Below are 24,955 nucleotides of genomic sequence, written 5' to 3' on the forward strand. Positions count from 1 at the left end.
GGAGATGTATTTTTTTGTTTATTCCAGCATCCATTCCATTTCATCCGTAAGGTCTTTTCCCCTGTTTTTTCCTACAGCCCTGATCTTGTTCACTCCTTTTTCCAATTGCACTTCAAACACGCGGTGTTTATCGTTTACTCCCCGTTTCCCCGTCACTTCTTTCCCGTTTACAGTAAGGGTGATTTTATTGAGGTTGGAAAAAAGCTGCACAGTAGTATCCGGTTGTGTACGTTTGTTATCTCGCCTGTTGGCCAGATATAGCATCGGTTCCGGATTCCAGTTGGCCTTATACCAGTAAAAAGCATCTTTTTTCCGTTTGCGGTCAAAAGTGATAAGGCCTTTAAGGTTGCGGGCGTTCACTCCTCCCCTGTTCCACATGGGAACGGCAAATTCGAACATATTCCACAGATAAGAGGCTGTAATATACGGGTGCTTTTCAATAATGGCCCATTGCCGGATATGGGTTTCCGTCTGGTAGTTTTCGGGGAAAAACTTACCGCTTACGGGATTTCGTTTTTCCGGGAGTTCTTCGGCACTTTGATCGATATTTCCATCGGCGCCGTATTCTGCGAGGATGAGCTTATAGCCCGGATATTCCTTTTCGAGCCCCGTTACCCAGTTTTTCAGGTCACCTATCCTGCCCTGGTACCATCCGTAGTACCTGTTCATTCCCTGTACGTCCCCGGCAAGGTTTGCCGGCCTGTCCATTTCGCCGTAGCCGCTTACAGCCCCTGTTAACCTGTCCGGGTCGTTGGTTTTTGCAATAGCGTTCAGTTCGCGGGTAAGTACGGCCACATATTCGTCGGGGGTTTTGGAATACACCTCGTTGTGCATGCCCCAGATGTAAATGGAAGGGTGATTAAAGTTCTGGCGGATAAGCTCGGTCATCTGTTGTTTGGCATTGGCCGCTTCTTCCAGGGTATAGGTATTTACAAAAGGAATTTCGGCCCAGATGAGAAAGCCCATTTTATCAGCAAGTGCATAAATATGATCGGATTGTTGATAGTGGGCCAGGCGTATGGTGGTGGCCCCGATTTCCCGGATAAGCTCCATATCTTCTTTTTCCTGCTCCGGGGAAAGTGCATTGCCGTATTTCCAGCGGTCCTGGTGACGGGTAACACCATACATGGGATATTTTTTTCCGTTCAGGAACATGCCCTCACCGGCTTTGAGCTTGAAATCGCGAACCCCTAAAGGTTGTGTAACAGCATCTGTTGCTCTTCCATTTTGTATGACCGAAGTGGTCAGGGAATACAGGTAAGGGTCTTCCACACCCTGCCAGAGGTGCGGGGAGCGCAATGTGAGCTCCTGTTCTGCTATGGTCATGCCCTGCGGACTTACGGTAACTTCTTTTTCTTTGAAGACCACTTGTTTACCGTCAGCATTTTTTATTACGGTTTGCAGCGTGACCTGTTTAGCTTTTTTTTCCCTGTTCTCCAGTTTGGTTTTTACAGTTATATCTGCTTTTCGTTTGGTGACGTTCTTTTGTGAGATATAGATTCCGGGAGAAGCGTAATCGGTTACGGTAATATTTATCTTATCGGTAATGATAAGGTCGACCGGCCGGTATATTCCTCCGTAGATGGGGAACAGAAAGTGGTTTACGGGCAGTACATCCTTTCTGGCCTCGTTATTGACCTTAACGAGTATGGTGTTCTTTTTTCCATAATCAACAGAATGTGTGATCTCAAACGCAAAAGCGGAGTAGCTTCCTTTGTGCTCTCCTATAAAACGGTCATTTATGTAAAGTGCCGCCACTGAGCCCACTCCTTCGAACCTCAGAAAAAGCCTTTTGCCTTTCCATTCCTTTTTTGCAAAAAGTTCTTTTTTGTAGAAAGCATCGCCCGTATAAAAATCCCGGCCGAGTTGCATGTCTTCCTTGTTGTAGGAATGCGGAATATCGACTTGTTCCCAGTCGCGGTCTACAAAGCCTGTACTTTTTTCATAATCTTTTTCCCCTTTTTTAAACTCCCATTGCTCATTGAAGTTTATGATCTCACGGCCCTGGGTATAGCCTTTTGAAGCAAATATTATACCTGCCATAATTAAAAATACAAGCCTGTATGGGATTGTATTTTTAATAAAAAAATTCGTCCTGTCTGAGGTTTCGATTACTTTTTTCATTTGTAGGTGATCCTTCATTTTCATGTTTATGGTTAAACTCGTTTTGTCAGGTTCTCTCTGGCAAGATATAAAGTTATTTCAAAAATGGGTTCGAGCACAAAAAATATTAACGTATTAATTTCCTACGGATAGAAGGCTCCCCTTCCCGGAGGAAAGGAGAGCCAAAAAACTAACTAACTCACAACTCAAACATTGGTGTGAGACTTTTTCCCGTTCCCTATATCCGATATTGATCAAACCGGGTGCGTATGCGAAACGGGAATTCCGAAGACCGGGTTAAAGCCCTGTCCTATCAGTTTATCCGGACGCCATTCCCCGTTCCCACGGTATAGCTTTGTCCGTTATAATCAAATTGTACATAAACCACACCAACCGTAGGAGCGGACACATCGTCCCAACGTACGTCTGCGGTAGTACAATATTCCTGTATGGATTCCAGTGTGCCGTACTCCACATGCCACTGCACATTACTTATTGCAGGTCCGGAACTCTCACAGACAAGTGTGCCATTATACAGCAGGGAATACCTGGTTTCCTGTCCTCCTGCGACATCGGTCATACCTGCCATTGTAAATCCGCTGTCCTGCGCAGCTACAGAAAAGCTAAAAAGGGTGATTAGTAATAGAAAAAATACTCTTTTCAAGGTTTTCGGTTTTAAAGATTAATTATTCATGATCGTTTTTATGCAAGGCCGTCCTACTCTTCATCCCTGAGTAAAGTAAGGTCTTCCTCCGGTGCCGGTAAATTCAATGCAGCGATCTCATCATAAACGCTTCGGGCTACGGGAAGCCCCCATTTCCGGAAGAAATCCGTAAGATCATACCCGGATATGGTACAGGATTTCAGCATAAAATACCGCATCCTGTCACTATTAGTCCCCGGATCAGGGTTTTCCTCACGGGTTTCCTTGTGCAGTCGGATGTAAAAGTCATCGCCGTATGCCAGCCACAACTGGTGGAACATGGCCATGCGTATCCCGTGTGATGCGGCGGAAGAGTTAAAATTCCGGTCTGCATCCGGCAGGGCCAGATAGGTTTCTACCACGGGCCATTCGCCATTGGTAGACACCCGGGAAGGAGAAAGGCCAAATGCCCTTTCGGCAGCCAGCGAATATATATTTACCGTAGCTTCCCCTACTTCAGACCACGTCCACGCCGCCTGCTGATGTACATGCCCTGCTTCGTGCCAGGGGCCCCAGCCGTTCATTCCCCCGAGTTTTTCGGGCATAAGAAGCCTGTCAATAACACCCCGGGTAAAATAAAGGGCTATACTGGCGGCCATATATCCGCCTGCTTCGGGAGCTCTCACGGTAAGCAGAAATTTATATTCCCGGTTTTCATGTACGGGGGAAGATCCGTCCAGTCCGCTTATTGCACCTTCGGCTTCCATGATCCTGTCGAGGTATTCGCACATCAGGTCCTGGTCTTCGTCTTTATGGGCAATGGCATCTTCGAGGCCCACGGTAAGCATGGCGTGATCGGTAACAAACATCACATCCCTTACATCATCGAATATATCGAGCATCTGAAGCCATTCGCTTTTTGTGGTCGCTCCCTTAACATAGTAAGGGACTTTCTTAAAGCCGTCCTGGAACTTGATTTCAGCAGAACTGTCAGGCGCTTCCGTGGTGACATAACGTACATAAACGGTACCGCCATATTCATCGGCCACAAAAATGTTATTACCTTCTTCCAGAGAGTAGTATGTTCTTAAGGGCCTTACATTATCACGGAAAGGTGTTCCCACCACTACCTGCGGCAAACGGTTCCCGGTTAATTGTGTCACCTTTACTTTTAAAGTGTCGAAAGGGGCTACGTGAAACCCGGTGGGCAACATATCGTTATGATTTCCGCGTTGGGCCAGTCGCTCTTTTACCTGGCCCTGGGTAGGGCCTTCTTCAAATACCTGTTTGCGTTTGGCACCCAGTTCTTCGGCGAGATAAATGCTTTCCTCACTGGTCAGGGTAACATCTTCCGTCTCTGTTTCACGGCTACAGGAAACGGCCAGCATGGATACAATCCCCCAAAACATGGCATATCGCATCTGTTTTGCATAAGTTTTCATGGTGTGTTCTTTTTTGGTTAAAGTCATCTGGTTTTTTCATATTTCCCGATTTTCCGGGACTAAAGATCCCGGGTTATCCTTTTCACTAAAACGGAATATGAATACCCGGAATCTTTTTGAACATCAATCAATTTTCGCTTACAATAATGGAGGATGCCTTGTCATTGAACGATGACAGGAAGGAAACATCTCCCGTAAGTTCATAAGATTCTCCCGTAAAATTATCTTCCGAGTATAAGGTAACTTTAAGTCCCAGAGGAACCTTTACAGAACTAATATCGTTATCCAATCCTCCGAGTGTTATGAGGTCATTTGTGGAATAAGAACCTACTTCCAGTTCCACTCCCCATCCGTTATAGCTGGAATGCTGAAATACCCCCGCTTTGGTATTTTGAGTGTATTCGCCATTTACGAATTCAAAGGAATAGGTGTGAGTTTTAATGGTCCCGTTTTCCAGGAGGAGTTTGATCTTCAGCTCATACGGCCAGTCGCCGTGATCCTGTATTTCACCGATCGGAATATCGATCTGGAATGAATTGTTATTCTTGTTGGCGATCCACGACACCGAATTGTAGTCCTTATTAACCCCGGACCCTTCGCCGTTCACATTGGGATCGAGCCATACCAGTACCTTGCTTACGGGTTTATCACTGGTAAAAGTTCCCGAAAGCTGAATGACATCATTCATATCATCATAACTTAAAACGGGGGTTACGGTAGTGGTAGCTCCTCCGTAGATATCGGAAACCGGATTGGACTGAAAGACCTGGTTCCTGTTAAGTATGGCACAGTCTGCCGGTGGAATAAACGTGGCTTCTCTTCCCCAGGTATAATTTCCGGAGCCCATGAGTGAGGTTCCCAGTGTCTGCTGGTCAGAAACCGTAGCCTTATTGTGGGCCAGGTTCAGGCCATGTCCCAGTTCGTGCAGCATCCCCGCAATTAAATTTGAGGACGTGCTTGGAATTTCTTCCACGCTGATGTTCGGGTTGTCCACCGCAAAACAGCTTCTTCCCCAGCCGTAGAAGGGCTGGCTCCCGCCATCCGTGCGCTGTGGTAATATGATCAGGTTATGCTGGCTGGTAAATTCCCCGGGGTGGCTTGCTTTATAGGCATTGATCTCATTGATAATGGTACTTCCGCTACCGTAATCATAGGTGGCCTGATCGTGTTCCCCGTAAATGGTAATGAGTTTTACCCTGTTGTTTACGGAATCCAGGGGGAGTCCGAAGGTTTTTTCTCCAAAACCATTCCGGTCCATTTCCGATTTTATATAATCCTGGAAATAAATGAGAAGCTCACTCAACCGATCTTTATAATCCGCTACTTCGGGATTATCGTTAGGCACAAAATACACGACATTCAGGTTTTCCGGATGTGTTACAAATCCCGGATCAGGTGTTTCCGGAAACGGATTGTCTTCTCCTGCGGGCGGTACATCGCAGGAAAACGTAAACAATAAAACACTCCATAGCACGGCGGACAATGTCCACTTACATAAAGTTTTCATAATTTAAAAGATTTTGGATTAATAATTAAGGTTAAAAGAATTCATAGTTCTAATCGGACTCCCATCCCGGATTCTGTTCCAGGTTCGGGTTGAGCACCAGGTCTTCTACGGGAATGGGAAACAGGTACTGGCGATCGTCCCAGGTCCGCCCTTCGGGCAGGGTTTCGTAATACGGCCGGATAAATCCTTCGTCACTGAGAAATACATCGGCCCCCACAACAACACCGGGGAACTGTTCCTGTACGAATTTGATCCCTTCCACGGGTTTTTCGAGAAACCTCCCGGCTTTCCAGCGCATGAGGTCGTCCCAGCGGAAATTTTCGAAAGCCAGTTCTATCCGTCTTTCACGGCGTATTTCACGGAGTACGGGTTGGGGAACATAGTCGCAATACGTTGCATAATCACCGTCCAGCACCGGATCGTCCGGAATGCTTCCCAGTTTAAGCGGCGGCATGTCTACCCTGGCCCTGATCCGGTTTACGGTCTGGTCTATCACGTCCTGTCCTATCTGTCCCAGTTCGTATCTGGCCTCGGCATAGTTGAGCAATACTTCGGCATAACGGAATACGGGAGCGGCCTGCATGCCCAATGTTGTACGGCCCCAGTCATCAGGTTCATTAAAGAACCATTTGGCTACCCGATATCCTGTAGGGCATCTGTTTCCGCTAAGGCCGGGAATATTGGGCAGCGGGGCATTGTCTGCTCCCATTACCCCTTCCTGCAGGGCGTATTCGCCAAAATTGCATATGGTCTGCCGTAATCTGGGGTCGCGGTTCAGCATTTCCTGCTGAATAGAATCCCTGCCTTCAAACAGCGGACTGGACGCAATCGGTTGTCCGTCCGTACACAAATAAGTATCTACCAGAGCCCTTGTAGCCCCGTGGCGATGGCGGAGGTTCTGGGCATAATACCGGCTGAATGCCACCCCCATACCTTCACTTTCACTGTATTCCTTCCACAAAATGATCTCCGGGTTATTGGCATAGGAATACTGTGCAAAAAGGTTGTAATAATCTTCGTTGCTGTCTCCCGTGGAATAGAGCGCGTACCCGGCATTCATTAATTGCTGTGAAGCCTCCGCACTGGCTTCGAGAAATCGGGTACCGTCCAGACCGAGTTCAGTGTGATATTTTCTATAAGTGCCTTCAAAAAGGCCTATCCTGGATTTCAGGTGTAATGCCACATCCCTGTTTACCCTTCCCGGTTTTTCTTCTCCCTTCGCCGGCAGATAAGTAATGGCCTCATCCAGTATTTTCATCACGGAGTCCATAACTTCTTCCCTGGGCGTACGCGGAGCATACAGTTCTTCCGAATCTGTTTCAAGAACATGGGTGTACCACGGTACATCACCAAAGATCTTCACTTTTTTAAAGTAGTCCCACGCCTTAAAAAACAGGATCTCACCGAGGTACACATTCCTGACCTCGGGAGCCACATCTCCCCGCTTATAGTTATCGAGAAAGTAGTTGAGTTTCCTGATATTGCCCCAGTTCCAGCCCCCGCTGCCGCTACCTCCGGTAACATGACTTGTATATTCATTGGCGGCTACCCTGGAATAGGAGTTGGGTGCCGCATTGTCGGTAATGACATCCCCATAGGCAATAGCAGCTTCATTATAGCCATATGGGCTTACTGTCTGATATGCCCATCCTGTACTGAATCCCGTAATATACTTGTCGTACAGATCATTACAATACAGTTCGAGATCCTGTTCGGTCTGCCAGAAATTTTCATCGGTAACCTGGTCCAGGGGATACCTTTCCATAAAATCGTCGTTACAGCTACCTACAAGAAGTCCGGCACATACTGTTATGAGTATATATAATTTCTTCATTTGGAAATAATTTTAAGCGTTGTTAAAAGGTTACCTGCAGGCCAAGTGCAAAAGACCTCATCATGGGATAGTTGGCACTCATAAGTTCGGGGTCAAACAAGTCCGGTACGTCCGTATACTCCCAAATGTTATAGGCCGAAGCGGAAACACGAAGTTTTTTGATGTTTAATTTTTCCGTGACTTCATCCGGCAGGCTATACCCCAGTGCCAGGTTTTTCAGGCGTATATAGGAAGCATCCTGTAAGTACCTGGTTTGCACCTGCCGGTTGGCTCCCTTGTTCTTGTAGGCCGGAAAGTAGGCATCCGTACGTTCGGGAGTCCAGGAATTGTTATACACGTCCCAGGTCCCCGTAGCGCCGGCCAGACCTCCCCAGTACATCCTGTCACCGATCCAGAAATCCCTTTTGCCTACACCCTGGAAAAAGATATTCAGGTCGAAATTCTTCCAGAAGGCATTCATATTGAGCCCGAACTGATATCTCGGGGTGCTGTTACCGATTACTTTTTTGTCTCCCGGATTCTCAACCGTATTTTCTCCCGGACCGATCTCCCCGTCACCGTTAAGATCTTCATAGCGGATATCTCCGGGGAACCACTGGGAATTCAGCAGGTGCTGACTCGGAGCAGCTTCTATTTCTTTTTCACTTTGAAAGATCCCCGCGGTCTCATAACCCCAGATTTCTCCCATTTTTTGTTTTGCATATAAATTGCCTAATATCTTATTCGGGTTTCCGTCAAAAACCAGGACCTCACTTTGATAATCCCATAAGTTTAGTGCTACATTATATCTGAAACCATTTTTCAGTTCGTCTCTCCATCTCATCTCCAGTTCCCAACCACGAGTTTGCATGGCCCCGGAATTTTTTGTCGGAGAAGATGCTCCCAGAACAGCCGGGAACTTGTCTCCTGCGACCAATATATCCGTTGTTTTTCTTTGATACCAGTCAAACGAAATATCCAATCTTCGGAACAATGTCATATCCACCCCAACATCAAGTGTTGTAGACGTTTCCCAGGTCAGATCGGGATCGACCAGTCCGGGGGGCGTGATTCCCACGGGCCGCGTACCGTCAAAAAGGTGATTTACCTGTGATACCGTACCATACGAAGGGATATAAATGTAATTGGACACATTCTGGTTGCCCAGACTGCCATATCCTGCCCTGAATTTCAATTCGTCGAATGCCGGCTTCAGAAAACCGGCAAATGATTCCTCCGAAAATCTCCAGGCTCCGGATATGGAAGGAAAGAATTTAAATCGCCTGTCTGTTGGGAACCTGGAAGTTCCGTCATAACGCCCGTTAGACTCCAACAAATAACGGTCGTCATAGTTATATTTTATCCGGTAAAAAGCGCCTCTTACAGCCCAGTGGCTTTCGTTATCATAAGCAAACTCGTTCCCGGTAGTCTGATTGACGACAGGAATGTTGGGTGAAAGCAGACCTTCCCCTCTTCCCCTCAAATGTTCGTATTTCTGCCATTCCTGGTTAAAACCCGCCAACAGGCTGATATTGTGCCTGCCCAGAATAGCGGCATAATCGGAATAGATGTTCAGGGTATACTGGTCGGTATGATTGCTGCGCTTGTCTACATATGACGGATTGGTATGTGTGTTTATGAGATTCTCCCAGCTATCATCTACACGCCATAATTCGGGCATCACTTCTTTTCTCCTGAAATTCACAGACCTGTATGAAAAATCGGCCTTAAGGTTCCAGTCTTTCAATATCCTTACGGAAGGGGCTATTTTCATAAGCAGTTGCTCATTGACTTCCCTCCTGTTCGATCCGTAACTCATAAAGGAGAGGATATTATCAGTGTACATCTCACCCACAGGAGAATCGGACGGGGTTTTTACGGGCATATTGATATTTCTCCCGGGTTCCTGGGCCATGGCATACCACCAGCTTCCTTTTCCGGCGGGACTAATGGGTTCTGTATATACCGAATTATTATAAGATACCTGATAATCCACTCCCAGCCAGTCGGTCACTTCGGAACCGACATTAACCAATACATTATAGCGTTTAAACTTATCGGTATTTATTTTATAGATACCTTCCTGGTCCTGGTAACCAAGGGAAATCATATAAGTATTTCGCTCAGACCCACCCCGCAGACTCAGATTGTGCTTCATCATCGGGGCAGCGCTACGCACTGCTTCGTCGTACACCCGGGTGTTCCCCACCCAGACAATACTTCCGCCCGGATTCATGATGTAAGACGGGTTTTCTTCCGGATGGTCCATATATGCTTTTATGGCATCCCGTTTATCATACATGTCGCCGGAAGGCGTGCGATTTTCCAGTTCCACAGCTTTTATGGCTGCATCCTGTATAGTATAGGCATCCAGAAGGTCCGGACGGGCCGAAGGACGGTTAAACTGGAAGGACGTATTATAGGTGATTTGCGGTTTTTGTGACTTTTTCCCTTTTTTAGTGGTTACCAATATCACACCATTGGCCGCCCGTGCCCCGTAAATGGCTGCCGAAGCGGCATCTTTCAATACACTTATACTTTCTATGTCCTCCGGATTCAGCATATTAATATCCATCTGTACGCCATCTACCAGAACGAAAGGGGCACCGTTAACAAAAGAATCACCGGACAAGGAAGTCCCTCCCCTTACATTAAAACTTGGTGTAGCATTCGGACTTCCGTTGGGAATATTAATATTAAGATTGGGCAACACCCCCTGTAATGCCTGCCCGATATTGGCCACAGGCCGGTTTTCAATGGCTTCTGCCGAAACCTGGCTCACCGCCCCGGTGAGGTTTACTTTTTTCTGTGTACCGTAACCTACCACCACTACTTCTTCCAGGCTGGCCACATCTTCTTTCAGGGTCACATTGATCTCAGATTCCCCGTTTACCGGAACTTCTCTGGTAACAAACCCCATATAGGATACCACTAAAACAGCATCATTCCCGGAAACCGTAATGGAATAATTCCCGTCAAAATCAGTTTGCGTACCGTGTGTCGTCCCTTTTTCCACCACATTGGCCCCGGGAAGCGGCAGTCCTCCCGAATCTACCACCATCCCGGATATCTCCAGTCCCTGGGGTTTTACAGATGACTCATCGGCCGCTTCGGGGATCTTTACGTTTTTTTTACGGACAATCACCTGCCTGCCATCAAGCTCATAGGTCAATCCGTCGGCTTTAAATACCCGTTCAAAAATATCCTGCAGGGTAGCATCGGTGACTTTTACAGATATTTTACGGTTTTCGTCAATAGTCCCGTCCTTGTAAAAGAATATATATTCGCTGTTTTTTTGTATTTCCCTGAACAGGTTCTCTATCGTAACATTCTTAACATTGATATTCATTCGTGTCTGCGCGGAGGAATGGCTTGCATAAACCGAAGATAAACCGATGCCGATAAAGAGGAGAAAAATTTTCATTGCGGTCCACAGGTATCTCCATAAGGGGTTTACTCCTCTTGAGGAGACAGGGTTAGCATTTTTATTCATACTTTTGTTGTGTTTGTTGATTAATTTTTACTGTATAGCACAGTAAGGTTAATTTCTTTCCACCGGGAGGTGTTGGCGCATCTCCCGGTTTCTGTTTGTAGTTCTATACAGCCATAAACAAGGTTTTAGTTAATAATCCATTTGTTGTTTTCTTCCGATCTGAAATATTCGAAATCCGTGGTTTTATTTATTGTTCCGATAACATTTTCCACACTTTCTTTCAGGTCGAGATAACCGGAAAATGTCTGTTTTGCCAGTTTTTTATCGGTTATCAGTATGTCGATATTGTAATACCTGGACAGCTTTTTAACAATGTCTTCCATCCTGCTGCTTTCCAGGATCAGGACACCGTCTTTCCATGCAAAAAAATCTTCCACATTCACTTTTTCCGAGGTCATTTTACCCGAACCCTTATCGTACACGGTCATTGTCCCCGGACTTATCCTGACGGTTTCTTTCCCCTTCCACATACCGTCCCCCTTGTAGACCACTTCAACACTACCGCTCTTCAATACCGTTTTTACCGCACTGTCTTCTGCATAACTACTCACATTAAAAACCGTTCCCAACACCCTGATCCGGTGATTGTCTGCAAGTACCTCAAAAGGTTTTTTCTTAGTATGGGCCACCTCGAAAATCCCTTCTCCTTCCAGGTAGACCTCCCGTTTTTCTTCCTTAAAAACCGTGGGATATATCAGTTTGGACCCGGAATTCAGCCAAACCACCGTTCCGTCCGATAGTTTTATCTTCGACCTTCTGCCATAAGGGACGATCAATGTATTGTAGGCCATTTTACCTCCTCCCGTCTTCTCTTGCGAAATTGTTCTGGACGCCCCGATTTTAACTTTTTCTCCGGTCTTTGAATACGTAACAGTCGAGTCATTCTCGGCCAGTGCAACACGCTCCCCTTTTTCAAGAATAAGCTCTACATCCCCTCCGTTTTTACGGTGGTCTTTCTTCCGGGTCTTTGCATAATCATAGAGTGCGGATGGCTGTACCTTACCGTAGTGATACACCCCTCCGGATATTAACAGGATCACACAACCGAGCACCAGACTCCCCCGTTTCATACGCTTCCTTCTTTTGTGCCTGCTTACGGATCGCATAATCCGTTTTTTTAATGCTGTTTTATCTTCTTTACGGATTTCCACTACAGTTTTATCTGGTTTATTTCCGGTTTATCATATGATTTTCACGATCATCGGTCTTCTTTACAGTACCGGAAAAATAGTTTAATGTTTGAAACGGGACACTTTTGAGTAAAAACCATCCTTTTAATATAAGAGACACTTTTTATCCTTTTATAGACAAAAATTTTACAAAAAATTTACATTTATTTCCCAAAAAAGAAGTAGAGGCCTATAAAAATGCAGGGAACAAGGTGTTTTCGTAATACTTTTACCGCCCTGTAAATGAGGGTCCGGGAAGTCGCTACGGAAATATTCATGATCTCCGCTATTTCTTCATACGGTTTTTCTTCGTTGAATTTCAAGGCAAGTGCCTGTCGCTGTCGGTCGGTTAGCAGGTGGAAAGAAGTGCGTAATCTCAGTATTTTCTCCGTCTGAAGTTCAGCAGATATGTATTCCTCTTCCATCGAATGTACGGAATACCCCGGAAAAGTAGTTTCACCAACGCCATTTTCCGCGGGTAAGGTCTTTTTCTCCGTTTTGTGCTTTTGATTGATCTTGCGTTGCAGAGAGCGTACCAGGTAAGATTGTATACTGGAACAGGGCGACAGCTTTTTACGGTATTTGTACAGGTCCAGGAAAAGATCGTGGATACAATCCATAACCTGATCCCTGTTGCCCGACATACGCATACCATAAGAAAATAATACATCGGCATACAGGTCGTACACGTCCCCGAGGGCTGTTGTACTCCCCTTGCGCAATGCTTCCCACAACTCTTCCGCTGTTACGGTGTCTGATTCCTTATTCAATGGCATTTTACCGGTATGAAAACGGGGTATCTTAATATGATGGTATTTACCCGTATTTGAAATTCTGGCTTTCGTTCCTGTCGTGGATTCAAAATCGCCGTTTATAAATTCCTACAACAGTATTCTCATTTTATGTTAACGAACACATTTATGCTCTGTAAAGTTAACATAATTTTCATAAAAACAAATAACAGCCCCTCAAAACACGATTTAATTCACAAAAAAACATTGACATTCCATTATTTTGCTCTAAAAATTAACAAAAAACACATTTTATTAAAATGCTATTCGTATCTTAATTCCGAAAATTCCCGAACTGAGATTTAACCACGATTTCTTAAACATTTAGTAATAACCGGTTCCCGTAAATTTTATACTATTGTCTTCACTACTATGGAAGTTACAGACAACAAGCTTTTTGACCTTATCCGTGAAAACAACGAACTTGCCTTTCACGAGATTTACAACAGGTATTGGCAAAAACTGCTTGCCCTCTCCTCTTCCATCCTGCAAGACCGGGAAATGGCAAAGGACGCCGTTCAGGATGTTTTTATACACATCTGGATAAAGCGGCAGGACCTGGATATAAAACATGTCAATGCCTACCTGCACCAGGCCATAAAACTGAAGTGCTTCGAATATCTCCGCAAAAACAGGATCAACCAAAATCTGCTGGCCCGCGTCAATCACATCCTTCACACCAATAATGTTGAAGAAAACATGAACCTCAGGGAAACCCGGGAACTTTTGCAAAAAGGCATGCAATCCATCCCGGCCAAAAGTCTGGCCGTATTTAAAATGAGCCGGGACGATTCGATGTCCAATCGTGAAATAGCCGAAAAAATGCAGATTTCCCAAAAAACAGTCGAATATCACATAACCGTTTCGTTAAGGTACCTCCGTAAGCTTATGGCCGATTCCGCCATCCTGTTTTTATTTTCTTTTTTATAATTTTTTAGGGTTATCCCTTTTTGGTGCATCTATACTATAGAAACACCTATAAATGGACGAAAAGGAATTACAACAGCTTTTCCGGAAATATGTGGACGGGAAATGCTCTGAAGATGAAAAAACCCTGCTGGACAAACTTTTTGACAGTTATGTCAGCGACCAGGAACACCTCCGGTTTCCGGACGGAAATAATCCGCGTATAAAAAAGGAAATGCTTTCCAATATCCGGAAAGGTATCCGCAAGCAACAAAAAGAGCGCAAAAAACCCATGTCCCGGCGATGGATGGGCATTGCAGCTTCTTTCCTGCTCCTTATCGGGCTGGCATCGGGAATCTGGTATTACCGGGACATCTCCTCTACAGCCACTATTTCATATGAGACCATAACCACGCCGCCCGGAAAGCGTTATACCATAACACTCGAAGATAAAACCGTGGTAAAACTGAATGCCGGAAGCTCCCTGAAGTTTCCGGAAACATTCCGCGGCAATACACGAAATGTGGAACTTACGGGCGAAGCCTTTTTTGAGGTGGCCCGGAACCCTGAAAAACCTTTCGTCATTCATTCGCAGGGGCTCAATACAACTGTGCTGGGCACCTCCTTCAATATAAGGGCCTATCCCGAAAACAGTGCGGTAAAGATTACCGTAGCTACCGGAAAGGTAAGGGTGGCCCCCGAGCAGGCTTCACCGGGAACAAAAGCAGCATTCCTGCTCCCGGACCAGCAAGCCGTATTTGACAAACAAACGCAGCAGGTAAGCACGCAAAATGTGGCCAATGCCAGCTTCCTCGAATGGATTGACGGAACTATCCGTTTTGACGATGCGTCACTCTCCGAAGCCATTGCCGTACTGGAACGTTGGTACGGAGTGAAGATCATCCGGGAAGGTAACCTGGAAAATTGCCATATCACAGCCAGATTCGAAAAAGCGGAACTCCCGGTAGTCCTCGAAAGTATCACTTTCGCCAAGGAAGACCTTGATTACGAGTTCGTATCAGAAAAAACCGTTCTTTTAAAGGGCTCTTGCAGTAACTAACATGGAAAACAAAGTGACAGGAAAAAACGGAATTGCCGTCCCCTCTCAAGGGGGAGCCTTAATGCTGTTAAAAAGCGTAACACCTCCCCCCTTGAGGGGGGACACCGGGGGGTGTAACCAAGTAAGATGAAAAAAACTTTAAACCTAAAATGACCAGCCTATGACATAAACCCTCAGAAAAACAAAAATGGCAGCCCGTAACACTTTGGCGAGCAGAACGGGCCGCCGGAAGCTTAACAGTATTGCGAGTACAATAACCATTAAACATTGTGTAAAAATATGAATTCATTAACTGGCAAACAATTTCTAAGAGTGACCTTTCACATATTTTGTTATCTGCTCATCTTTACCTTGCTGAACCCTGTTCTCGCGGCAGAGATCAAGGGACAGAACCTTGAAGATATCAACGTAAGCCTTTCCCTGAAAAAAGCTTCCGTAACCGATATCCTGAATAGTGTCGAGACGCAAACCGAATTTCATTTCGTCTACGACAGAAAGGTGAGTGACATAGACAAAAAGTTCGATATCGAGAGGAAAAATATTTCCCTGCTCGAAATCCTGAACCTCATCACGGAAAAAACCGGGCTGGCCTACCGGCGCATAGACCGGTATATTTCCATCGGAACAATTAAGGGCGTAGCAAATGGTATTCCCGCATTTCAGACCATAACCGGAACGGTAACCGATGAAAACGGACGACCCCTCCCCGGTGCCACTGTTGTGGAAAAAGGGACCTCCAAAGGAACTACAACCGATTTTGACGGCAATTTTTCCATAACCGTACCCCCGGATGCAGTGCTGCAAATATCCTATATGGGCTATACCACACGCGAAGCGCCCGTAAACGGGAGGACATCGATCGTCGTACCTCTGCAACCCAATAATGAATTGCTCGACGAAGTGGTTGTAGTGGGATACGGAAAACAGGAAAGGCGGGAAGTGACCAGCGCCATTTCATCCTTTAAACCTACCGAAGAAAACGCACGGCCCGTTCTGGGTCCGGACCAGATCATGCAGGGCAGGATGCCCGGTGTATATATCGGTGCCGGGGCAGGGACTCCGGGCAGTAATGTAAGAGTAAGCATCCGTGGGATCGGGTCGCTAAGCGGGCAGAACGAACCGCTTTATGTGATTGACGGTATTCCCCTGGTAAAACACAACGCGGCCATGTACGACCTGGGAGAGAGCATGAACCCGCTTGCCGAGCTCAACCCTAACGATATTGAGTCCATAGAAGTGCTCAAAGATGCGGCATCTGCCGCCATTTACGGTTCCAGGGCCACCAACGGCGTGGTGATAATTACAACCAAATCGGGAAAAGAAGGACAATCCCGGCTCAACGTCAATATACGGTCGGGAGTACAGTATCTTCCCAACCTCGACAAGCTGAAAATGGCCGATTCCGATTTATACCTCGAAGTATTGAACGAAGCCGTGAACAACTATAACCGGCAATACGGCTACACACCGGGCAACAGCGAATTTATCAGCTATTACGAGAACCCTTATCCCGGCCTCCCCGATACCGACTGGCTCGATCTCGTATTGCGCCATGCTTTTGTCACCGATGTGAACCTGTCGTTTTCCGGCGGTAACGAAAAAACCAAACTCTACCTCTCCGGCGGGTACCTGGACCAGGAAGGGGTTGTGAAGACCAACAAATTCAGGAAATACACAGCCAAGGTGAACATTACCCACGCTCCGACGGACTGGCTGGAGGTCGGGACAAAATCGACCATGAGTTTTACCCGCAACAATCGGATACCCAATGGTCAGTTCGGTTCTGCCATCATGTTGCGAAGTGTAGGGCAAAGACCTTTTGACCGGCCGTACAAGCCCAACGGCGATTATTACGTGGGTGGCACGGAAGAACTCCGGTACCACAATAATTTGCAGATACTCAATGAACAGGATACACAACTCGACAACTATCGTTACCTGGGAAATTTTTATGCGGATTTTATATTCAGCCCGGCTTTTCACCTGAAAAGTTCGGCCGGAGCAGATATTATTCACACCGAGGATTTCCTGTACTATACGGAAACACATCCGTACGGTGCAGGACAAGGAAGAATACTGGACCGGAGAAGGACCATCAAAAACCTCCTGGTGGAAAATACGCTGTATTTTGACAGGACCTTCGGAAAACTCAAAGTAAATGCGCTGGCGGGACATTCCTTTCAGAAAGTAACTACCAGTACCTCTTATATTGACGGCCGCGGCTTCCCCTCTCCTTCATTTGACGTGATTTCGGTAGCCGGAGAGATTGCGGGTGCCTCTACGGGCTTCGGGGAAAGTGCACTCGAATCCTATTTCAGCCGGGTAAACCTGTCGTGGGCCGGCAAATACCTGCTTTCCATGTCTATCCGAGCCGATGGTTCTTCCAAATTCTCCCCCGAAAAACGTTACGGTGCCTTCCCTTCCGTATCCGCAGGATGGAGTGTCTCCGAAGAGCCCTTCTGGACCTCAAATACAACCAGCCTGAAATTAAGGGCAAGTTTCGGAGCTACCGGAAACCAGGACGGTATAGGCAGTTACGCCTATCAGGCACTTATGAGCGGCGGAGCCAATTACTCCAATAACAGCGGCATAGCCATTTCCACATATGGAAATCCCGACCTTACCTGGGAAACTGCAGAGCAATTCAATGCGGGCGCAGACCTCTCTTTTTTCAGGGGAAAGCTCAATTTTACCGCCGACTATTTCATTAAAAACACCGAAAACCTGCTCTACAGTATGCCCATTCACGCTACCAGCGGATTTTCCAGTATTACCAGTAACATCGGTTCTATGCGGAACAACGGGCTGGAATTATCGTTCAATATCAACCACAATTTAGGCCCCGTAGAATGGACGAGTGATTTTAACATCTCCTTTATCAAAAACAAGCTCACCTCGCTCCTGGGAGATGAAGCCCTTCTTATCGGAGCGAACCGGACATTACAGGTAGGTGAAGAAGTGGGAAGTTTTTATATGTACAAAATGCTGGGGATTTTCCAGTCGGACCAAGAAGTTCCCGAACCGCTGTATGCAGAAGGCGTACGTGCCGGTGATGTGCATTACGAAGACCTGAACGGAGACGGTGTTATCAATGTGGATGACCGGCAGATCATCGGTTCGTCCAATCCGGATTACTTCGGGGGATGGTCCAATATGTTCCGTTATAAGGGGTTCGACCTGAATGTATTTTTTACCTATTCCTACGGTAACGAAATTTATGCTACATGGCGAAAAACTACCGACAGGATCGGGTATGGCGACCAGGGGTTCCGCGAAAAGGTGGCCCTGGAACGATGGACCGGGCCGGGTACCGGCAATGAAGTGCCGAGAGCCATACACGGCAGCAGTTATAACCTTTATAACTCCAGTCGTTTTCTGGAAGACGGTTCTTTTCTTCGTTTGCGATCGTTAACGTTAGGGTATTCCCTGCCCAAACCCCTGCTGGAGAAGCTGAACCTGTCCAAAATCCGGCTCTACCTCCAGGGGGATAACCTCCATCTCTGGACCCGGTATTCGGGTATAGACCCCGAAGTTTCGAAGGACTACGATGCGCGGTTTATGTCTGACGACAATATGAATCTTCCGCAACCCAGGACCATCAGCCTGGGGATCAACGCTACATTCTAATCCAAAGCAAAAAAATAATGATGAAACCAGTTTTAAAGATTTTCCTGATTATGATCTTCTTTTTTTCCGCTTCGTGCAGCAGCGAACTGGACCTGTATCCCAGGTCGGCAGTTTCGGCAGGTACGGAATTGACGGAAAAAGATATAGAAACCTTTTTAACGGGCGTGTATAACTCCGTGCAAAACGATCCCCGCCGGGAATCCTACATTCTCGGCGACCTCCTCGGTGGAGATCTTAACAGTGGCGGCTCTGCAAACGGCGGAGGGACCAATGCCTTTATCAGTAATATCCTCCGGCCCGAATATTCCGTTGTAAAAAACACCTGGACCGGGTATTTCGAAGCACTGTACCAGGTCAATACCCTTATTAAAAGCATTGAGTCTCTCGAGCACAACGAACGTTTAAAGGAAGTAAAAGGTACCGCACATTTTTTCCGGGCGTACCTGTATTACAACCTGACAACCAGATACGGTGGTGTTCCCGTCCTTCGCGAAAATACCCTGGAAAAAGTGGCCAGGAATTCCGAAGCGGAAGTATGGCAGTTTATCGAAGAAGACCTGGAAACGGCCATATCCCTCGCACCTTCGTTCGGGCAAGGCCTGGGAGGCGATTTTTACTTTGTTTCTTCCGAAGCTGCAATTGCACTTATGGCCCGCGTTAAACTGGCACAACAAAAAATGGACGAAGCCGCAGCCCTGGCAGAACAACTCATCAATTCCCCGGTTTTTCAACTGGACGATTTCGATAAGATCTTCCGGAGACAGGACAATTCCGAAGTGATCTTTGCCTTCGAAAACTTAACGGAAGAATCCGGTATAACATTGTCCACGCTGTTCTATACCTATGCCCATCCCCAAAGCGGTTCATACGTTTACAAACCCAATCCCGGCGCCATGAGCATGTTTGAGGACGGCGATCTCCGGGCAGCTACCTCGGTAGATACGTATGAAGGGCTGGATGTAGTGAACAAATATCCCAGCGGGCAAACGGGAACAGACCCGGTAATCGTCAGCAGGCTGGGAGAACTCTATCTCATAAGTGCTGAAGCACAGGGACTCCGGGGAATTAACAGGCTCAATGAACTCCGGGAAGCAAGAGGCCTCAATCCCGTAAATGCCAGTTCAGAAGAAGAATACCTCAACCTTATCCTCGAAGAACGGAGACGGGAGCTTTTTGCCGAAGGGTTTCGCTGGTACGACCTGGTCCGCACCGGAAAAGCACAGTCGGTTATCGGTATCATGGAAAGAGAGACCCTGCTTCCTATCCCGGAAACCGAACTCCTTCTCAATGAAAACCTCACTCAAAACCCCGGCTATTAATAACACTAACCGCTAAAAAAACGTAAATCATGAATACCCGAATAAAACATTATATCTCATTATTCCTGTCCCTCTTTTTAATGTTGTCAACGGCAAGCTGCCAGAACGACGACGATACTTCCGCAATTGTTGCCAGGGAGTACGCCCCGGCGACTCAAACCCTTATGGAAGAGACCGAGCTTGTAAGCCGGGTGTTTTCAGACACCACTTTTGTCGTGGCCCCGGGTGTGGAAGAAACCGATATCCATTACCTGTCCATGAAAGGGCTTACCATGCGCATTTTTATCCTGAAAGCCGATCTGAAACAAGAGGGAGTATCCCTGGCGCCCCTCACTCCCTACGGTAGTAAGGGCTATGCCATGCAAACAATTCCCGACATGCTGAAATGGCTGGACGAACCCCAACAAAAGGCCGTGGCCGCAGTAAACGCAGATTTCTTTAACATGACCACCGGTGAACCGCGCGGTATTGTACACATTGACGGAGAGGCCGTCCGTACTACCCCGTTACCGGGAAGGTCTTTTTTCGGTACCACAAAAAACGGAGAGGTCATCATTGCCCATACCGATGATTACCCTGAAATGAAAGACCTGCTCCAAAATGCCCTCGGAGGGGGAGACCTGCTGATAAAAGATCATATCCGTACCGCTATCACCAATGAAGATGTACATCCGCGCACTGCCGTGGGAATTACAGATGACAACATACTGTATTTTATTGCCGTTGACGGCAGGCAATTCGATTACTCCAACGGTATGACCCTCTCTGAAGTGGCCGAAGTATTTGAAGCGTTGGGGGCCAAAGATGCCGCCAATCTCGATGGCGGCGGCTCCACAACTTTTGTTACGCTTCATTCCCTGGCTGACGTATATCACATACGCAACAGGCCATCGGACGGAGAACCCCGGCCCGTGGGGAATGGGTGGGCCATTACTGTAAACCAGCAATAGTCTGTCAACTAAAAACAAAAACATGAAAAATATACATCTCTTATTTATCCTGACACTCATTCTTGTGCTTAATGCCTGTAGTTCAGACGATGACACTCCTGTAAGAGACCTTTCTCCAATGCTTATGTCCGTTGCTCCCGGACTGGGAATGGCCGGTGATGTGATAACCATCCACGGTCGTAATTTCAGTACCGCAAGAAATCAGAATAAGGTCACTTTTAACGGCGTGGAAGCAGTGGTCCTGGAAGCATCGGAAACACGACTGGAAGTTGTAGTCCCTGAAGGAAGCGGACAAGGAGATATTAATGTGGAAGTGCAGGGCGAACAGGCAGACGGAACCGTTCCTGCTTTCAGCTACCTGGCTCCGCAGGAAATCTACATGGTAGCTGCCCTGGCGGGAAGTCTTGAATACGGACTTACCGACGGACAGGGAGTTTCCGCGCGCTTCCGGAACCCGGAAGGTGTAGCCATGACCCCGGAAGGGAACATTATCGTAACGGACAGAACGAACAACAGCATTCGCCTACTTACACCCGAAGGAACCGTCACCACGGTTACCGGAAACGGCACCAAAGGCCATACGGACGGTCCGGCAAGCCAGGCATTGCTCAACTATCCCTGGCGGTCCTGCGTGGACAGGGAAGGGAACATCTATGTTGCCGACCGGGACAATCACGCCATCCGGAAAATAAGTACGGACGGTATTGTAAGTACCATAGCAGGTACGGGAACCGGAGGTTTTAAGGACGGTCCCGTTTCGGAAGCCCGGTTCTATCAGCCGATCGATGTGGATGTCGATAATGACGGTAATCTCTTTGTTGCCGACAATATCAATCACCGTATCCGGAAGATCACACCGGACGGGATGGTGAGTACGGTCAGCGGTTCGGTATCCGGATTTAACGACGGTGATGCATCCGAAGCCCTGTTTGCCAATCCTTCCGGCATCAGCCTGGATAAGGAAGGGAATATTTATGTGGCCGACCGGTTTAATCATCGCATCAGAAAAATCAGTACTGACGGAAAAGTTACTACGGTAGCCGGACAGGGAGATATTGGTGCTCAGGACGGTAACGCTTTGAGTGCACAGTTCAATAATCCCTATGGCCTTGATGTGGCGGAAAACGGGGATATTGTGGTAGCCGACCTGTCCAACCACAAGATAAGACTGATCTCCGAAGGAGCGGTAAGCACTATTGCCGGGACCTCTTCCGGGTTCCTGGACGGTGCAGGCTTCACGGCCAGGTTCTACAATCCCACCGATATTGCCATTGCCGGCGGGGTGATTTATGTAGCCGACCTGGGGAATCATATGATCCGGAAGATCGTCAAGGAATAAATCTTTAAAAGCCGGAACGATATCCCGTTCCGGCTTTCCTTTTCCATACGATCATATCCCGTTAAACAATATCGGAATAATGATGAATTTTCTTCTTCCGGAAAGGAAAAAATACTCCCCAATAGTAATATCCTTTCTCTTTGCAATATCATTTTGTAGCGCACAAGATGCACCAAGTGATGGCGTCCACTTGTCCGATACCGGGCATTCCCGCCTGGTTGAACGTCTTGTTCGGGCCATCAGAAACATCCTGTAATTTCACCCGGTTTCCGGTGAAACTTTTATTCTTTCAGAAATGCAGACAGTCCCAGGTTGAGCTTTTTCAACGCGCTGACCGCCAGTGCAGACACTTCCCTCGCCCCTTTTACGGAAAGGTGGGTATCGTCCTGCTTTCCTTCGGTATAGAAAGGAATTTCACCGGGTGTATACCACAAATGCAATGTTTTGGACTTTTCCGGGCCATACGAGATTTCCAGGTTTTCCGTAAGGCGTTGCAGATCTACAAACGGCACGTCCATATCACCAGCTACCAAACGGACGACGAGCGGATAATCGCCATGCGTATCCATCAGCGTACCGTGTTTGTTAAAATTTCTTCTGACGATGGACGTAAACAGGATGGGAATTGCTCCCTTTTCCCGGGTTTCCTTTACAAACCGCTCCAGGTTTTGCCGGTATCCGGTATAGGGATTGGTATAACGCGAAGGGTCTTTAAACTTCTGGTCGTTATGCCCGAACTGGATAAATACATAATCTCCCGGTTCAAGCCGGGAAAGCACTTTTTCCCAGCGTCCTTCAGAAATAAAACTCCTGGAGCTCCGGCCGTTGACGGCGTGGTTTTCCAGTGTCACGTCCCCGGTCAGGAATTCCGGCATTAACTGGCACCATCCGCGTTCCGGGTTCCCGCCTTCCAACGGTTTATCGGCCATTGTGGAATCTCCGATGGTAAAAATGGTTACCGTTTTATCCTTTTCCTTATTATTCTGGGCAAAACAGGTGGTCATCGCCAGCATAAAAAATATACCGAACGCGATTTTGTTTTTTATAAATGCACGATCTCGCATGATTATTTTTGATTTTATTTCCAAAGAATATGAAATTTCAGGGGATAGAAACGCACGGCCGTGCGTCTCTAACATGGGTGTCAATCTATCCTGAACCAATCTATATCGGCAAAACCCGAATCATTGATCCGCGTATCACGGACCGCAAACAATCCGACCTTGGCCCCTATCCATTTGCCCGGAACCGCTCTAAATGTTTCTCCCAGCGTTTTAAATCTTCTGCCGTTGGTACTGTAACTAAAGGTACATTGTCCGCCCTTATCCACTTCTAGCCTGAACTGCACTTCGTTGCCCTTTAATTTTACTGTTTCCGACACTTCTTCCGGTTTACCGTGTTCGGCATCATCGCAAATAACCTGTTTGATATAAATTTCGTCACCTTTACTTTCCAGTGCGATATAGGCATAGCTCATCCCCATGACAAGCAGTCCGGCTTTTTCATTTTCCAGTTTGGGGTTCGGATGGAATTTAAGCTTTGTAGTGGCCGTAAATTCTTCCGCAGGGAATTTTTGCAGGAGCAGGTTGGGTGCGGCCCATAAATTCTCACTGTCTTCAGGAAGCCGGTCTGTAAACAACCGAAGCTTTCCTTCAGCGGGATTGGCAAAGGCCCATGTAGCCTTGGGATTGGCATGCCATTGCCATTGCAGGTTGATATCGTTCCCATCAAATTCGTCCGAATCCACAGGGGTTTCCACGGGATAGGTTTTACCTACGTCCGGCTTTTTGTAGCTCATAACAGGCTGTCCGTTACCATCCCCGTCCGGGTCTTCCCCGATTACCGGCCAGTCATTTTTCCACTGCATGGGTTGCAGGTGAACAATCCGTCCGTAGGCTTCCTTGTCCTGAAAGTGTACAAACCAGCTTTCCCCGCTGTCCAGTTCTACCCATCCGCCCTGGTGCGGGCCGTTGATATCCGTTTTGCCCTGGTCCATAACCACCCGCGCTTCGTAAGGGCCGTAAGGGTCTTTCGCCCGCATGGCCAGTTGCCAGCCGGTAGAAACGCCTCCGGCCGGGGCAAAAATGTAGTAATACCCGTTGCGTTTATAGAATTTGGTACCTTCTACCGTGGGATGTTCGTCATGCCCGTCAAAAACGAGTTTTCCGGCGCCTGTGACTTCGGTACCTTCCGGGTTCATCGGTTTTACCACCAGTATGCTCTTTATGCTCGCCCGGCTTCCTGCAAAGGCATGAACAAGATAGGCTTTACCGTCATCATCCCAAAGGGGGCAAGGGTCTATAAGCCCTTTTCCTTCTTCTACCAGTACAGGAGGTTCCCACGGTCCGGCCGGGTCTTTGGCCTTTACCATGTATATCCCGAAATCGGGATCGCCGTAATAGATATAAAATTCTCCGTTGTGATATCGTATGGCAGGGGCCCACACACCATTACCGTGTTGTGGTTTGCTGAAATGATCGAACGGGGGTTGCCGGTCGAGGGCATAACCGATCAGCTTCCAGTTCACCAGGTCTCTGGAATGCAGAACGGGAAGCCCGGGGGCCACATTAAAACTGGATGCGGTCATGTAAAAGTCATCTCCTACACGGCAGATATCCGGGTCGGAATAGTCGGCGTGCAGGATGGGATTTTTATAGGTCCCGTCGCCCTGGTCGGCTACCCATGCTTTGGACACGAATTCCTGGCTGTACAGGGTTATCTGGGAAAATAATATGGTGAGAAGGGTAAGTGTTCTCATTTTTCTTTTTGATTTTTAGATTTTTCTTTAAGGGG

At 47.2% G+C, this 24,955-nt stretch carries 16 protein-coding genes; 6 read left to right on the forward strand and 10 right to left on the reverse strand.

Annotated features, from left to right (window positions below; translation table 11 throughout):
- Window positions 1-18: 18 nt before the first annotated feature.
- The 8 genes from LS482_RS02025 to LS482_RS02060 all read right to left on the reverse strand — a co-directional run bounded on the left by LS482_RS02025 (window position 19) and on the right by LS482_RS02060 (window position 12,946).
- The gene (locus tag LS482_RS02025; RefSeq protein ID WP_233030076.1) at window positions 19-2,043 is read right to left on the reverse strand and encodes a glycoside hydrolase family 2 protein; all 2,025 of its coding nucleotides are present in this window, start codon (window positions 2,041-2,043) and stop codon (window positions 19-21) included.
- Window positions 2,044-2,416: 373 nt separating this feature from the next.
- Complete coding sequence (locus tag LS482_RS02030) at window positions 2,417-2,767, reverse strand: hypothetical protein (protein WP_233030077.1); 351 nt, start codon at window positions 2,765-2,767, stop codon at window positions 2,417-2,419.
- Between the two features lie 53 nt (window positions 2,768-2,820).
- On the reverse strand, window positions 2,821-4,215 hold the full coding sequence (locus LS482_RS02035; RefSeq protein ID WP_233030078.1) for a M60 family metallopeptidase: 1,395 nt from the start codon (window positions 4,213-4,215) through the stop codon (window positions 2,821-2,823).
- Window positions 4,216-4,315: 100 nt separating this feature from the next.
- Window positions 4,316-5,695 carry a beta/gamma crystallin family protein gene (locus tag LS482_RS02040; protein WP_233030079.1) on the reverse strand — a complete coding sequence of 460 codons (1,380 nt, stop codon included), beginning with the start codon at window positions 5,693-5,695 and terminating at the stop codon, window positions 4,316-4,318.
- Window positions 5,696-5,744: 49 nt separating this feature from the next.
- A complete protein-coding gene (locus LS482_RS02045) occupies window positions 5,745-7,529 on the reverse strand; it encodes a RagB/SusD family nutrient uptake outer membrane protein (RefSeq protein WP_233030080.1) in 1,785 nt (594 codons plus the stop codon).
- Between the two features lie 22 nt (window positions 7,530-7,551).
- Window positions 7,552-11,001, reverse strand: coding sequence for a TonB-dependent receptor (locus LS482_RS02050; protein ID WP_233030081.1), 3,450 nt, complete (start codon window positions 10,999-11,001; stop codon window positions 7,552-7,554).
- A 125-nt stretch (window positions 11,002-11,126) separates the two neighbouring features.
- The gene (locus LS482_RS02055) at window positions 11,127-12,071 is read right to left on the reverse strand and encodes a FecR family protein (protein WP_233030083.1); all 945 of its coding nucleotides are present in this window, start codon (window positions 12,069-12,071) and stop codon (window positions 11,127-11,129) included.
- 263 nt (window positions 12,072-12,334) lie between these two features.
- Entirely contained in the window at window positions 12,335-12,946 is a 612-nt protein-coding gene (locus tag LS482_RS02060) for an RNA polymerase sigma factor (RefSeq protein WP_233030085.1), read from the reverse strand.
- 387 nt (window positions 12,947-13,333) lie between these two features.
- Here LS482_RS02060 and LS482_RS02065 point away from each other — a divergent pair, with 387 nt between their 5' ends.
- From LS482_RS02065 to LS482_RS02090, 6 genes are all read left to right on the forward strand, one after another.
- Complete coding sequence (locus tag LS482_RS02065) at window positions 13,334-13,891, forward strand: RNA polymerase sigma-70 factor (protein ID WP_233030086.1); 558 nt, start codon at window positions 13,334-13,336, stop codon at window positions 13,889-13,891.
- A 52-nt stretch (window positions 13,892-13,943) separates the two neighbouring features.
- The gene (locus tag LS482_RS02070) at window positions 13,944-14,927 is read left to right on the forward strand and encodes a FecR family protein (protein ID WP_233030087.1); all 984 of its coding nucleotides are present in this window, start codon (window positions 13,944-13,946) and stop codon (window positions 14,925-14,927) included.
- A 279-nt stretch (window positions 14,928-15,206) separates the two neighbouring features.
- A complete protein-coding gene (locus LS482_RS02075) occupies window positions 15,207-18,554 on the forward strand; it encodes a TonB-dependent receptor (RefSeq protein WP_233030088.1) in 3,348 nt (1,115 codons plus the stop codon).
- A gap of 17 nt (window positions 18,555-18,571) precedes the next feature.
- The gene (locus LS482_RS02080; RefSeq protein WP_233030089.1) at window positions 18,572-19,873 is read left to right on the forward strand and encodes a RagB/SusD family nutrient uptake outer membrane protein; all 1,302 of its coding nucleotides are present in this window, start codon (window positions 18,572-18,574) and stop codon (window positions 19,871-19,873) included.
- 29 nt (window positions 19,874-19,902) lie between these two features.
- The gene (locus LS482_RS02085; protein ID WP_233030090.1) at window positions 19,903-20,823 is read left to right on the forward strand and encodes a phosphodiester glycosidase family protein; all 921 of its coding nucleotides are present in this window, start codon (window positions 19,903-19,905) and stop codon (window positions 20,821-20,823) included.
- A 22-nt stretch (window positions 20,824-20,845) separates the two neighbouring features.
- Window positions 20,846-22,162, forward strand: coding sequence for an IPT/TIG domain-containing protein (locus LS482_RS02090; protein ID WP_233030091.1), 1,317 nt, complete (start codon window positions 20,846-20,848; stop codon window positions 22,160-22,162).
- Between the two features lie 281 nt (window positions 22,163-22,443).
- Here LS482_RS02090 and LS482_RS02095 read toward each other — a convergent pair whose 3' ends face one another.
- Both LS482_RS02095 and LS482_RS02100 read right to left on the reverse strand, forming a co-directional pair.
- Window positions 22,444-23,226 carry a rhamnogalacturonan acetylesterase gene (locus LS482_RS02095; protein WP_367890591.1) on the reverse strand — a complete coding sequence of 261 codons (783 nt, stop codon included), beginning with the start codon at window positions 23,224-23,226 and terminating at the stop codon, window positions 22,444-22,446.
- An 80-nt stretch (window positions 23,227-23,306) separates the two neighbouring features.
- A complete protein-coding gene (locus LS482_RS02100; protein WP_233030093.1) occupies window positions 23,307-24,920 on the reverse strand; it encodes a glycoside hydrolase family 43 protein in 1,614 nt (537 codons plus the stop codon).
- Between the last annotated feature and the right edge of the window lie 35 nt (window positions 24,921-24,955).

Source organism: Sinomicrobium kalidii (assembly GCF_021183825.1).
GTDB classification, from domain to species: domain Bacteria; phylum Bacteroidota; class Bacteroidia; order Flavobacteriales; family Flavobacteriaceae; genus Sinomicrobium; species Sinomicrobium kalidii.